This is a genomic window from Mucilaginibacter sp. (assembly GCF_028288205.1).
In the GTDB taxonomy this organism is placed as follows: domain Bacteria; phylum Bacteroidota; class Bacteroidia; order Sphingobacteriales; family Sphingobacteriaceae; genus Mucilaginibacter.
Genome location: NZ_JAQBOD010000003.1, coordinates 1 through 12,599, shown reverse-complemented (window position 1 = coordinate 12,599; position 12,599 = coordinate 1). Strand labels below are relative to the sequence as shown.

The following is a 12,599-nucleotide window of genomic DNA, read 5'->3' as shown; positions in this document are numbered from 1 at the left end:
GTGGTAAACAGAAACAAAAAATGAAAGTTTTAAAATTTGGAGGAACATCAGTAGGTAGCCCGGAGCGAATGAAGAATTTGCTGGATATTATTGATGCTCGTGAAAGACAGATCGTAGTATTATCGGCCGTATCGGGCACAACAAACAGTTTAGTAGAAATTGGCCAGGCTTACCTGGCCGGCGATAAGGATAAGGCGGCACAATTAATTACTGTTTTAAAAGATAAGTACGAGGTTTTTATAAATGAGCTGTTTGCCCAATCCGAGTTTTTAGCCCAGGGTAAAGAAGTTATAGATTATCATTTTTCGTTATTAAGCGGTTTGGCTAATGATTTGTTTACTTCGATTGAAGAGAAGATAATTTTAGCACAAGGCGAATTATTATCAACCACCCTATACCATGTATACTTAAAAGAAATTGGTGTACCATCTGTTTTATTGCCTGCATTGGAATTTATGAAAACAGATGAAGATAATGAGCCCGAGGTTGATTATATCACCTCACACCTTACACCTTTACTGGAAAAAGCACCTGATAATAATCTTTTTATTACCCAGGGATATATTTGCCGCAACGCCTATGGCGAAGTTGATAACCTGCGTCGTGGCGGAAGTGATTATACCGCATCATTAATTGGTGCAGGTATACGCAGCGAAGAAGTACAGATATGGACCGATATTGATGGCATGCATAACAACGATCCGCGGATTGTGAAAGGTACCAGGCCAATTGCCCAACTATCATTTGATGAAGCTGCCGAGCTTGCTTATTTTGGTGCTAAGATATTGCACCCGCAAAGTGTGTTCCCGGCGCAAAAGTATAAAATACCGGTGCGCCTGTTAAATACAATGGATCCGCAAGCTAAAGGCACCTTGATAACCAACGAAAGCGAAAAGAATCAGATCAAATCAATAGCTGCAAAGGATGGTATAACTGCCATTAAAATAAACTCAAGCCGTATGCTGTTAGCCTATGGCTTTTTGCGCCGTGTGTTCGAGGTGTTTGAGCGTTATAAAACATCAATAGATATGATCACTACATCAGAAGTTGCGGTATCATTAACTATTGATGATACTACACATTTAGACGAGATATTAGATGAGTTAAAAGCTTTTGGCGATGTTGAAGTAGATACAGACCTTACCATTGTTTGTGTAGTTGGTGATTTTGCGGCCGATAAGCATGGTTTTGGCTCGCGTGTGTTAGACTCTTTAAAGCATTTACCACTACGAATGATATCCTACGGTGGCAGTGACCATAATTTATCTGTTTTAGTTAAAACAGTGGATAAGGTGGAAGCTTTAAGAAGTTTGCATAGCCGATTATTTTAAAAAATTAAACCGCATTGCGGGGACCGAAGCAATCTCTACATAAGCTAAAAGAGATTGTCGAAGATCGCAAAGCGGTAAACAAATTAAATTACCACAAGAATGAAATTATCCTCATGCCTTATAAGAGCAGAGATTGCTTCGTTCCTCGCAATGACGTAAAGACAATGTTCAATCCAGATACCGTTACCCGTTTTCAATCTATAGAAACCCCCTTTTATTATTATGATATGGGGGTGCTTCGCCAAACATTGGAGGCTTGCCATACCGCTTCGGTTAAGTATGGTTTTCATGTACATTATGCCATGAAGGCTAACTTTAACCCTAAAGTGCTGGATATGATCCAATCATTTGGTTTTGGTGCCGATTGTGTGAGCGGCAACGAGGTAAAGGCAGCCATTGAACATGGCTTTGGTAAACAGAATGTTGTTTTTGCAGGTGTAGGTAAGTCAGACAAAGAAATAAACCTTGCACTTGATGCCGATATATTTTGCTTTAATGTAGAGTCTGTACAAGAGCTGCACATTATAAATGATCTGGCGAAAGCCAAAAACAAAACAGCTAAGGTAGCTATCCGCATTAACCCTAATGTTGACGCACATACGCACCATTTTATTACTACCGGGCTTGACGAAAATAAATTCGGCATTAACACCTGGCAGTTACATGATGTTGCCGAAGCCCTGCGCGCCTGCCCTAACCTGCAATTTTTAGGCATCCATTTTCATATAGGCTCGCAGATAACTGATATGGAAGTTTATAAAAGCCTCTGTATCCGCATAAACGAGATGCAGGATTGGTTCGAGGATCATGGTTTCCAGGTAAAAGTATTAAATACAGGCGGTGGCTTAGGGGTTGATTACCATAACCCGGATACTAACTCCATAAGTGATTTTGAAAGCTACTTTAAAGTATTTAAAGATTTTTTAAATGTAAAGCCTGGCCAGGAAGTTCATTTTGAGCTGGGCCGTGCGCTGGTTGCCCAAAGCGCTTCGCTTATATCAAGAGTGCTGTATGTTAAAAACGGGCAAAAAAAGAATTTCCTGGTATTAGACGCTGGTATGACCGAACTGATACGACCAATGCTATACCAGGCCTATCACGTGATAGAAAATCTAACTCAAGACTCAAAACTCGAAACTCAAGACTTAAAATATGATGTTGTAGGGCCAATTTGTGAGAGCACCGATTGCTTTAGAAAAGATGTTGATCTGCCTGAATCATTTCGCGGCGATTTAATAGCAGTACGTACAGCAGGTGCATATGGCGAGGTAATGGCATCAAGCTATAACTTGCGCGATAGGGTGCAGAGCGTATATTCTGTCTGAACACCATTTATAAGATTTAATTATTATGATTTTATCTTGAAATCATAATAATCATTAAATCGTGTCAAGACATTTAAAACTTATACCCTACCCGTAAAAAAATAGCGTTTCCGGCTTCTATTGTACCAAAATAATCTTTGTATTTGATAAAATAACTGGCTTTGGGGAACAGGCTGCGAAACATCCTGGTTGTTGCCGTTTCGTCTTTATAATAGGTATCGTTTAAATTATTATGACCAACAGTTGTTCCTAAAAAACCACGTATACCATGCTCAAAATCATTATTATTTTGGTTATGAAATATTACCTCGGTAGTTAAGCCTATAGTGAACAGATCTGTACGCGGATCCACGTAATAGCCGCCCTGGTTTTGAAGCATTTGCCTATAAGTGGCATAATCGCCAAATTCATGACTGTAGGCTGCTTCTAAGCCAATAAACCTAAAATCTGCCCGGTCGCTGTGAACATAAGCATTGATCGATGCCCTGCCGCCAACAGCGCCAAAAAACTTGTCATTAAAATAATTTGCTTTCGATTGATCAGATGATCCATTTTGATAATCGCCTAAAACACCAAAAGCGCCATAAGCAATATTAAAATTATCAAAAACATAACCGCGGCTTAAATTAAGCTGGCCACTTACAACTGCATCATTTAAATTGGTGTTAGTATAGGTATTTAGCCCTGCCGAAATATAGCTGGCTGCTTTTTCTGTATCAAACGATGCAGGCTTTGGCTGATAGGCAATATCCTGATGATAAAGCGCCGGCGAATAGACATGTGTGCAGGCACTTAGTAAAAACAGGCAGCTTATCGTAATAAGGATTTTAAATTTCATAGGCATGTATATTTAAAAATACAGGTTATTACACTACACCAACTATTTATTATCAATATTATTATCGATAAATAGGTAAGCCAGGCAGGTGTTGCGTTGTGCATCCCCGCTACATGCTGCAACACTCCGATACATCGCTAAATTCAGTCGTTCACCAGCTTCTCAAAAAAACCGCCTGTAAAATCATCAGAAAAATACAGCACATTTTTTAAATGGGCAAACTCATGTTGCTCATGTGTTGTAGTAATTACAACGGTTTTCATACCGGCATTTGCTGCTGCTTCTGCACCTTTGGGTACATCTTCAAACACTATACAATCTGTAGCAGGTACCTGCAAGCGCTCTGCCACCTTTAAATAAGTTTCGGGATGTGGTTTACTCAATACTACATCATCCGCGCTTACAATGGTTTTAAAGTAGTGGCGTATATTAAGATTGTCCAACACAAAATCAATATTGAACGGTATAGCTGCCGACCCAATTGCCATGGGTATATTTCCATGATAAGCCTTTTCTAAAAATTCGGCCAGGCCGGGTAATAGTTTAAGGTGTGGTAAAAAAACTTGCTGGTATTGCTTTTCCTTCTCAAGCGACAAGTTATTCATTTCATCCAAAGTAAAACGGTCCGGACCAAACATACGTACCAGCACTTCGGGATTTTTGCCATACATCTGTTGTTTTACTTCGTCCCAGGTAAAGTTCCCGTCCAATTCATCATTTAACAGTTGCATCCATGCCCGGGTATGATGTTCCATATCATTAATCATGGTACCGTTCAGGTCGAAAATAAAAGCTTTCATTAAATTATATAATATTAGTAAATAACATAGCGGCGATTGCTCATCGTGCCGCAAAAGTATTTTAAAATAGCTTTAAAGGCAACCTTTTTGGCTCATGCCAACGTAATTAAAATAACAGTTTTGTTTATAGCTTTAATTAATAGCTAAAAATAAATACTTGTACCATAAAAGTTACCTGAATCCTAAATTTCACTGCATAATTTTTTAATAATATTGAACGCATATAATGCACCTTACCTTTACCGCAACTAACATGAGTGAAGAACTTTACCGCCTTAATGCCGTAAGCAGGTTTAAACAACCAGACGCCGCAGTTACTACTGATCTTAATGAAATTGTAAACCTTGCGACGCAAATATGTGATATGCCGGTGGCCCTTATCACCTTGCTTGATGAAGATACACAATGGTTTAAAGCAAGTAAGGGAGTTGACATTGATTGTACCGCCCGCGAAGTATCGCTTTGCAATCACACTATACTACAGAATAACTTATTGATAGTGAACGACACCCGCCTTGACGAACGCTTTAATAATAACCCATTAGTTATAGGCGAACCTTTTGTATGTTTTTATGCAGGTGCTACTTTAACTACAACCGACGGGTATGCTATAGGCAGTTTATGCGTAATTGACTTTGAGCCGCGCGAGTTAACTGAGCTGCAGCAAAATTCATTAAAAGTACTTTCAAAACAAGTAATGAATTTAATGGAACTGAATCATACGCTGAATAACATGCAACGGCAGCAGGAACATTCGCAAAAGCAAAATACACTTATTGAAGAGTCGGAGTTAAAGTTGAATGCTATTTTTAACAGTACTAAAGACACCCATATATTAGTAAATAGCAAATTAGAAGTAATGGCTTTCAACAGGGCATCGACTGCTTTTGTGCGTAACGCTTATGGTAAAACCATTAAACCCGGCATCTCGGTTCTGGAATATGCAGATAGAGAAGCGGTTGAAACATTTGCAAACTATTTTAAGAACGCGTTTGCAGGTAAAACTATTAAGGTAGAATGGCACATGAGGCCGGGTACAAAGTTTGATAGCTGGAAAGAGCTGGAATTTATACCTGTTAAAAATAGTGCAAAAAAAGTTATTGGCGTAGCATTAAACTCTACCGACATTACAGAACGTAAACTTCAGGAAGCCCAGATCAATATACAGAATGCTGCTTTAACACGTATAGCCATCATTCAATCGCATGAGTTAAGGCGGCCGGTGGCTTCATTACTGGGCATTATGGCATTAATTAAAATGGAGCAAAATAGCAGTCCGGATTATTTTGATATGATGGAAGTAACCGTAAAAGAATTGGACCTTAAAATAAGAGAGATTGTTAAAGATTCTGAAACTACCATTAATAACCATTTGGCTATCGTAGCTTAGTCATTAGTCATTAGTCATTAGTCATTAGTCATTAGTCATTAGTCAAAAATACCAGCTTGTCGCTTCAGTATAAAATAATAATAATCCACAACTCATAAAATCAGCGGTTCAGATAAGCTACTGTAGTTTTATTTGTTCCGGATCGGTAATTACAATTTCGGGTTTTCCTTTATAGTCGATAACCTGTCCTGTAATACATACTTTTTTACCTTTCAGGTCTTCTTCTGGCGCTGTTTTAAACTTTTTACGGTCATCACCTTTAATAATCAAGGTAAGTAATTCATTTGGATGACTGCCGCCAACATCAATTAAGGTTAGGTTTGATCCGCTTAAAAATTTCCCGCCAAAAATCTGGTCGCAAACGGTTACCTTCTCATTTAAGTGTTTGGCTGCTTCTTTTGCAGTAATAGTAGTTTGACCAAAAGATATAACGGTGATACCCATAACAAGGCCAGCAAGCAGGATAAATTTTTTCATTTTTATAAATTTAGTACCTAACAAAAATACGAATTATAGCGTTTTATCAGTCAATTATTTAACTGTAAACTAGTAGGGGGTTCCGATGGAGCCTCTTATTCTCACAAACCGGATAATTACTTAAGCATTGCATTCGGTTTAGATAATTATACTTACCTTTGTGCTTTAATATTTAAAATAATGCAAAAAGAAGGAACAGTAAAATTTTTTAATGAAACAAAAGGATTCGGATTTATTACACCAAGCAATGGTGGTCAGGATGTATTTGTTCATTCAACAGGCCTAATCGATGAGATCCGTGAAAATGATAAAGTTGAGTTTGAGATCGAAAATGGTAGAAAAGGCTTAAATGCGGTAAATGTAAAGGTTATTTAATTATAATATAATCATTTTAAACGTATTCAAAAACATCCGCCAATTGGCGGATGTTTTTTTTTGTCCTCACTTTAACCCGTTGCCTTAAAGAGGCATTTATTACAAAGAACTGGTTATTAATACATTGTATTTTATCGCATTTCAAGATGAATTAGGCTGAGCCTTTGGCACTGTTGTTGCATTATACCCCATAGCTACAAAAATGAAAAGCATATGAAAGATCAAGCAAAAATTATTGCCGCCCTGTTAGCAGGAGCCGCAGCAGGTGCTGCCATAGCATTATTATTGGCCCCCGATTCCGGTGAAGCAACCCGAAGCAACCTGGGCGAATTTATAAACGACGCAGTAGGCAAAGCAAAGGATAAAGCACAATCTGCAACTGATAATCTGAAAGATTATGGCAATAATGTTGCAGACAAAGTAAAATCAAAATATAGCGAGGCTGTTAACGACCTGTATAATTATAGGGATGGCGTTAGCGATAAAGTAAGATCGCACGCTGATGATATAGCAGAATCAGCAAAAAACCAGGTTGATAATGCCAAGTCAAAAGTAAAAAACGCGTCTAATGATGTGAATGATTCTATACAACAGGCATAAACCCCCTCCGCCCCCTGAAGGGGGAACTTTGAGGTTATAAAACAGCAAAGCCCCCGATAACTCGGGGGCTTTGCTATTTTATAACAATTAGGTTAATTACAATTTACCTAATTCCTGAACTAAATCGATCAATTTGTTTGAGTAGCCCCATTCGTTATCATACCATGATACTACTTTTACAAAGTTATCATTCAAAGCTATGCCTGCTTTAGCATCAAATATTGATGTGCGTGCATCACCTTTAAAATCTTCAGATACAACGTCATCTTCGGTATAACCTAAAATTCCTTTTAGTTCACCTTCTGATGCAGTTTTCATAGCTGCTTTAATGGTTTCGTAAGAAGCGCCTTTTTTCAAGCGAACAGTTAAGTCAACTACAGATACGTCGGCAACCGGAACACGGAATGACATACCTGTTAATTTTCCTTTCAATTCAGGAAGCACCAAAGTAACCGCTTTAGCAGCACCTGTTGATGAAGGGATAATATTTTGGTAAGCACCACGGCCGCCTCTCCAGTCTTTAGCCGAAGGGCTGTCAACCGTTTTTTGGGTAGCTGTAACAGCATGTACAGTAGTCATTAAACCTTCTTCAATACCAAAGCTATCATTTAACACTTTAGCAATTGGCGCTAAACAGTTAGTGGTACATGACGCGTTTGATACGATGGTATGTGCAGCGGTTAAGCTTTTATGATTTACACCCATTACAAATGTAGGGGTATCATCTTTAGCGGGGGCGCTCATTACAACTTTTTTGGCACCTGCATCGATATGTTTTTGGGCTGATTCGATAGTTAAAAACAAGCCGGTTGATTCGATAATTATCTCTGCGCCTACTTCGCCCCATTTAAGGTTAGCAGGATCCCTTTCGGCAGTTACACGTATAGTTTTACCGTTTACAACCAAATGCCCGCCTTCAACAGCAATAGTGCCTTTAAAAGGACCGTGAGTTGAATCGTACTTTAACATGTAAGCCATATAATCAGGCTCAACCAGGTCATTAATACCAACAACTTCAATGTCTGATCTTTCAATTGCAGCTCTAAATGCCAGACGGCCAATACGGCCGAAACCGTTAATTCCTATTTTCATGATTTTTTAATTTTTATTTGAATAATACGTTAATAGATTGTTTATAGGTTCTTTTATAATGCCCGTAATTTCAAGACCGGCTTCGGCGGCCGTCTCACGCAGATAATCCTGGAAAGCGAAAGCTACCGAGCCTTCAAAATGTAAAGGCGCTTGCGGGTATTGTTTGTGTAAAGGTAGCAAGTATGTGGTTATTAGTTTATTGAAACCACTTTTTATGACGCTCTTCAGATATTGGTCATCACTATTCTCTATAAAGAATTCGCTGAATGAACTTAAATATAATGCTGTCTGTTTTTGGCGATAAACTTTTTCAAGCAGTGTTTTTCGATCTGCTTCATACTTGTGGGCAAATTTTTTTCTCAGGTTCTCAGGTAACATTTCGTTCATGAAGCTTCTTATTAACTGCTTGCCCAGCCAATTACCAGAGCCTTCATCAGCTAATATATATCCCAGCCCGTAGTTATTAGGTTTTACCTTCTTACCATCATACCATGCCGCGTTTGAACCGCTGCCGCATATACCAATAATACCGGGATTGTTTCGGCAGCATGCAATAGCCGCTCCGTCAATATCATGGGCAACAGTAATCTTAGCAAACTTAAAAAACGTGGAAAGCGCATTAAAAACAACCGCCTTTAATTCTGTAGACGAAGAACCGGCACCAAAAAAGTAAATACGTTTTACTTCTTCGGCATGATGTATCAGGTTTATATTTTTATTAAGTAGTTGTATGATGTGCTTTTCGTCAATAAAATAAGGATTGATGCCATTTGTTTTAAAAGAAGCAATAGTTCTTCCTTTATCAGACAGTCGCCAGTCAGCATTGTTCGATCCGCTATATACAACAGCTATCATTATATGGAAAGTACCTCCACCATTTGTAAAAGATCGGCCTCCAGCTTAAAATCATGATGACTAAGCGCTTCGTCAAGTGGGGTTATTTTAATATCATTAGCCTCAAGGCCCACCATTTTTTGGCTATGACCAGCAATTAAAGCGTTAACCGCGGCAAAGCCTAACCGGCTGCCCAGTATACGGTCAAAGCTACTTGGGCTCCCCCCTCTTTGCAGGTGGCCCAGTACGGTAACCTTTATATCGTAATTTTTAACTTCTTTTTGGACCGCTTTGGCCAAATCATAAATACCGCCGCTTTTATCACCTTCGGCAACAATAACTATGCTTGACGATTTCTTTTTTGATTGGCCATCTTTTAATTGCTTGATCAGATCATCAATTGCTGTTGATTTTTCGGGAAGCAAAATAGCTTCGGCACCGCATGATATACCTGCGCGTAAAGCAATAGCGCCCGAATCGCGGCCCATTACTTCAATAAAAAATAACCGATCGTGCGAATCGGCGGTATCACGTATTTTATCAATTGCTTCAATAACAGTATTTGTGGCAGTATCAAATCCTAAAGTGTATGTTGAGCCATACAGATCATTATCAATTGTACCGGGTATACCCATTACGGCTATATCCGGATATTTTTGCGAAAAACGCAATGCTCCGGTAAAAGTACCATCGCCGCCAATAACTACTAAAGCATCGATCCCGCGTGCTTTTAAGTTTTGATAAGCTGTTTCCATGCCTTCATCTGTACGAAAAGGCAGGCAACGGGCCGTTTTTAAAATGGTACCACCAAGGTTCAATATATTACTTACAGAACGGGTATCCATATCATACATATCATTCTCAATCATCCCCTTATAGCCCTGCCGTATACCAACAACATTTAAGTTGTTATATATAGCCGTTCTTACAACCGACCGTATACAGGGGTTCATTCCCGGTGCATCGCCGCCTGATGTAAGTACCCCAAGTTTAGAAATTTTATGCATTTGTCTTTACCAAAAAAATTTTGCACGAATATAAGGTGTGAAAATTACACCATTAAATTTATTTTTATTTATTTTTGATGATTATAAGCATAGTCTTAACAATTATAAACTTAATTATAACGCCGTTTGGAAGAAAAATTACCCACAATCGATTCCGTATTCTCAATAGATTGTTTAATTTTTGGGTTTGACGCAGGAGAACTTAAAATATTATTGATTGAACGCAACGAAGAGCCGTTTAAAGACTGGCTTGCTTTACCCGGCTATTTTGTAAAACAGGAAGAAAGCCTGGACGACGCAGCCGACCGTATATTATATGAGTTAACCGGTTTGCGAGATCTGCCTATGAAGCAGTTCCATACGTTTGGCGAAGTAAACCGCCACCCCCAGGGAAGAGTAATAACGGTGGGTTATTATGCATTGATACGCATTAACGGGCAAAAAGAGCTAAGGCCAATAAGTCATTACGCTAAAAAGGCTATATGGCACTCTGTTAATAACTTGCCCAGGCTTGCTTTTGACCATACAGAAATATTTAATAACGGCTTTGGCAAAATACGCAGGCGGTTAAATTACCAGCCTATTGCCTTTGACTTGTTACCTGAAAAATTTACACTTACCCAACTACAGGGACTATACGAGGCTATTTTAAACAAGAAACTTGATAAACGCAACTTCCGCAAAAAAATGCTGAGCTATGGCTTTTTGAAGGAACTGGTTGAAAAGCAAAAAGGTGTATCATACCGCGCAGCTAAACTCTATAAGTTTGACAGGCGCAAATACTCAAAGATATTTCAGAACGAAATGGGTGTGTGAGGGAGATACAAGAGCCAAGAATCAAGATGCAAGATGCAGTTATTAAACCTGCATCTTTTTTTTATCCAAAAAAGCCAAGAACCAAAAATCGGATAACCCGCGTCTTTAATTCTTGACTCTTAATTCTTGCTTCTATCTAAACCTTGGTTGCTGCAGCTTCCATGTGGTATTTTACCAGGTTATCTATAGGCGAGCGTATAATATTGCCAACCACCATTCCGTTTTCTGTAGCAACTTCTTCCAAAACATTGCGGAAGTTGTAACCAACAGAACCAATACAGTTAAAAGTATATTTTTGATAATCAGGATAATGAGTTACCAGGTTCTTGAAAAAATCCTCGAACGAAGTTTTTACCAGGTTGCGTGAGTACTCTATATGTACATTATTATCATAAACAAATTTGCTAAACCCGGCACAAAAACGATTGGCAAGTGGTTTAGTATAAACCTCTTCATTAATATCATCAGGTGTTAGCTTGTAAGTATCCCAAAAAAGCGAACGTACAACTTCAGGCATATATCCCCTTAAATAATCAGTCAATAACTTTTTACCTATGTAGCAGCCACTACCCTCATCGCCTAATATATAAGCGCCAGAGTCGATGTTGTTAGTAATATTTTTACCGTCATACAAACAAGTGTTGGTACCGGTACCCAATATGGCAGCAAAGCCCGGGCCGTTACCTAACAAAGCTCTTGCAGCAGCAAGCAGATCATGCCCTATGTTTACTTTTGCGCTGGTAAACACCGCGCTCATGGCGATTTCTACCTGTTTACGCTTTTCTTCGGTAGAGCAGCCTGCACCGTAATAGTCAACTTCAGTTATTTTGTCTATCTCCAAATCAGTGGGCAGGCTTTCATGCAGCGAATTAATAATGTATTCTATACTTGAAAAGTATGGGTTATACCCTTCAGTATTAAAATATACTTTTTTACCATCCTCAGTAAGCAAACACCAATTGGTTTTTGTGGAGCCTCCGTCAGCAATTATTATCATATAATTTAAATTTAATCGCTAAATGTATAACTTCTTATCGTAATTAGAATACATGCATATAAAAAAATTACCGTTTTTAATACGCTGTCAAAAATGCGTTTATTAGCTAATTGTAAATATTACACTAACTTTAATATAATTAACACCAATATCCTATTAAATTTATGTTAAAAGCATACAAATATTGCCTAATTTACAATGACACTATTAGCAAATTATTTGCGCAGAATGATGATGAATTACCGCTTATATCCTGCCAGAAATACGAGAAGGGGTGCACAACTTAACTGCTTATGATTGGGAGAATTTCATCAATTTTGCAAATTGGCATTATACCATAAAACAGTAAGTTGATTTTTGTACTTTATTTTTAAGCAGTTTTTTGCATCTTTGCACCGCAAAAATAATTTGCGATGGTCCCATAGCTCAGCTGGATAGAGCAACTGATTTCTAATCAGTAGGTCTCTGGTTCGAATCCAGATGGGATCACTGAATCACTTACCGTAAGTTCAACGTATGTTGAGCTTACGGTTTTTTTATTATGGATTAGTTGCTCTTTGTTTCATCCAAATTCATTTAAACTGACTTTGATAATAACTAACAAGTAAATATTAGGAAATGGAATTCAATCCAAGCAATAATGTAGTCAAACTCTGTCTTCAAGGTATGGGCATGGAAGAAAAAGGCAAACCTGAAGAAGCGAGTAAGTTTTTTCTT

The 12,599-nt window shown here is 38.4% G+C and carries 13 protein-coding genes and 1 tRNA gene; 7 read left to right on the top strand and 7 right to left on the bottom strand.

Annotated features, from left to right (window positions below; all coding sequences use genetic code 11):
* Positions 1-20: 20 nt before the first annotated feature.
* Both JWR23_RS00215 and lysA read left to right on the top strand, forming a co-directional pair.
* Positions 21-1,331 (top strand): aspartate kinase, encoded by a 1,311-nt coding sequence (locus JWR23_RS00215; protein ID WP_299511434.1) that lies wholly within the window; start codon positions 21-23, stop codon positions 1,329-1,331.
* 164 nt (positions 1,332-1,495) lie between these two features.
* Positions 1,496-2,656 carry a diaminopimelate decarboxylase gene (lysA, locus tag JWR23_RS00210; protein WP_299511431.1) on the top strand — a complete coding sequence of 387 codons (1,161 nt, stop codon included), beginning with the start codon at positions 1,496-1,498 and terminating at the stop codon, positions 2,654-2,656.
* A gap of 73 nt (positions 2,657-2,729) precedes the next feature.
* Here the strand turns inward: lysA and JWR23_RS00205 are convergent, their stop codons facing one another.
* Positions 2,730-3,494 carry a hypothetical protein gene (locus tag JWR23_RS00205; RefSeq protein ID WP_299511428.1) on the bottom strand — a complete coding sequence of 255 codons (765 nt, stop codon included), beginning with the start codon at positions 3,492-3,494 and terminating at the stop codon, positions 2,730-2,732.
* 143 nt (positions 3,495-3,637) lie between these two features.
* A complete protein-coding gene (locus JWR23_RS00200; RefSeq protein ID WP_299511425.1) occupies positions 3,638-4,294 on the bottom strand; it encodes an HAD family phosphatase in 657 nt (218 codons plus the stop codon).
* 253 nt (positions 4,295-4,547) lie between these two features.
* On the opposite strand from JWR23_RS00200, the gene JWR23_RS00195 reads away from it, so the two are divergent.
* On the top strand, positions 4,548-5,684 hold the full coding sequence (locus JWR23_RS00195) for a sensor histidine kinase (RefSeq protein ID WP_299511420.1): 1,137 nt from the start codon (positions 4,548-4,550) through the stop codon (positions 5,682-5,684).
* A gap of 117 nt (positions 5,685-5,801) precedes the next feature.
* Here JWR23_RS00195 and JWR23_RS00190 read toward each other — a convergent pair whose 3' ends face one another.
* Positions 5,802-6,161: a hypothetical protein gene (locus tag JWR23_RS00190; protein WP_299511417.1), complete on the bottom strand. Its 360-nt coding sequence runs from the start codon at positions 6,159-6,161 to the stop codon at positions 5,802-5,804.
* A gap of 180 nt (positions 6,162-6,341) precedes the next feature.
* Here JWR23_RS00190 and JWR23_RS00185 point away from each other — a divergent pair, with 180 nt between their 5' ends.
* Entirely contained in the window at positions 6,342-6,536 is a 195-nt protein-coding gene (locus JWR23_RS00185) for a cold-shock protein (RefSeq protein ID WP_299497811.1), read from the top strand.
* A gap of 213 nt (positions 6,537-6,749) precedes the next feature.
* On the top strand, positions 6,750-7,136 hold the full coding sequence (locus JWR23_RS00180; RefSeq protein WP_299511415.1) for a YtxH domain-containing protein: 387 nt from the start codon (positions 6,750-6,752) through the stop codon (positions 7,134-7,136).
* Between the two features lie 96 nt (positions 7,137-7,232).
* Here the strand turns inward: JWR23_RS00180 and gap are convergent, their stop codons facing one another.
* The 3 genes from gap to pfkA are packed head-to-tail and all read right to left on the bottom strand — an operon-like array spanning position 7,233 to position 10,069.
* On the bottom strand, positions 7,233-8,228 hold the full coding sequence (gene gap / locus JWR23_RS00175; protein ID WP_299511413.1) for a type I glyceraldehyde-3-phosphate dehydrogenase: 996 nt from the start codon (positions 8,226-8,228) through the stop codon (positions 7,233-7,235).
* Between the two features lie 6 nt (positions 8,229-8,234).
* Positions 8,235-9,083 carry a hypothetical protein gene (locus JWR23_RS00170; protein WP_299511410.1) on the bottom strand — a complete coding sequence of 283 codons (849 nt, stop codon included), beginning with the start codon at positions 9,081-9,083 and terminating at the stop codon, positions 8,235-8,237.
* The gene (gene pfkA, locus JWR23_RS00165) at positions 9,083-10,069 is read right to left on the bottom strand and encodes a 6-phosphofructokinase (RefSeq protein ID WP_299511407.1); all 987 of its coding nucleotides are present in this window, start codon (positions 10,067-10,069) and stop codon (positions 9,083-9,085) included. Before pfkA ends, JWR23_RS00170 begins: the two co-directional genes overlap by 1 nt.
* A 126-nt stretch (positions 10,070-10,195) precedes the next feature.
* Between pfkA and JWR23_RS00160 the strand changes: the two genes are divergently transcribed.
* On the top strand, positions 10,196-10,885 hold the full coding sequence (locus JWR23_RS00160) for an NUDIX domain-containing protein (RefSeq protein WP_299511404.1): 690 nt from the start codon (positions 10,196-10,198) through the stop codon (positions 10,883-10,885).
* Positions 10,886-11,021: 136 nt separating this feature from the next.
* Here JWR23_RS00160 and JWR23_RS00155 read toward each other — a convergent pair whose 3' ends face one another.
* Positions 11,022-11,882, bottom strand: a complete 861-nt coding sequence (locus JWR23_RS00155; RefSeq protein ID WP_299511401.1) for an N-acetylglucosamine kinase — start codon at positions 11,880-11,882, stop codon at positions 11,022-11,024.
* Positions 11,883-12,297: 415 nt separating this feature from the next.
* Between JWR23_RS00155 and JWR23_RS00150 the strand changes: the two genes are divergently transcribed.
* Positions 12,298-12,371 (top strand) — tRNA-Arg (locus JWR23_RS00150).
* Positions 12,372-12,599: the final 228 nt, after the last annotated feature.

What these genes read in the sequence shown, in the direction of transcription:
- gap (WP_299511413.1), bottom strand. Translation starts at nt 8,228, where the DNA reads ATGAAAATAGGAATTAACGGTTTCGGCCGTATTGGCCGTCTGGCATTT.
- lysA (WP_299511431.1), top strand. Translation starts at nt 1,496, where the DNA reads ATGTTCAATCCAGATACCGTTACCCGTTTTCAATCTATAGAAACCCCC.
- JWR23_RS00190 (WP_299511417.1), bottom strand. Translation starts at nt 6,161, where the DNA reads ATGAAAAAATTTATCCTGCTTGCTGGCCTTGTTATGGGTATCACCGTT.
- JWR23_RS00205 (WP_299511428.1), bottom strand. Translation starts at nt 3,494, where the DNA reads ATGAAATTTAAAATCCTTATTACGATAAGCTGCCTGTTTTTACTAAGT.
- JWR23_RS00180 (WP_299511415.1), top strand. Translation starts at nt 6,750, where the DNA reads ATGAAAGATCAAGCAAAAATTATTGCCGCCCTGTTAGCAGGAGCCGCA.
- JWR23_RS00215 (WP_299511434.1), top strand. Translation starts at nt 21, where the DNA reads ATGAAAGTTTTAAAATTTGGAGGAACATCAGTAGGTAGCCCGGAGCGA.
- JWR23_RS00195 (WP_299511420.1), top strand. Translation starts at nt 4,548, where the DNA reads ATGAGTGAAGAACTTTACCGCCTTAATGCCGTAAGCAGGTTTAAACAA.
- JWR23_RS00155 (WP_299511401.1), bottom strand. Translation starts at nt 11,882, where the DNA reads ATGATAATAATTGCTGACGGAGGCTCCACAAAAACCAATTGGTGTTTG.
- JWR23_RS00185 (WP_299497811.1), top strand. Translation starts at nt 6,342, where the DNA reads ATGCAAAAAGAAGGAACAGTAAAATTTTTTAATGAAACAAAAGGATTC.
- JWR23_RS00170 (WP_299511410.1), bottom strand. Translation starts at nt 9,083, where the DNA reads ATGATAGCTGTTGTATATAGCGGATCGAACAATGCTGACTGGCGACTG.
- JWR23_RS00200 (WP_299511425.1), bottom strand. Translation starts at nt 4,294, where the DNA reads ATGAAAGCTTTTATTTTCGACCTGAACGGTACCATGATTAATGATATG.
- pfkA (WP_299511407.1), bottom strand. Translation starts at nt 10,069, where the DNA reads ATGCATAAAATTTCTAAACTTGGGGTACTTACATCAGGCGGCGATGCA.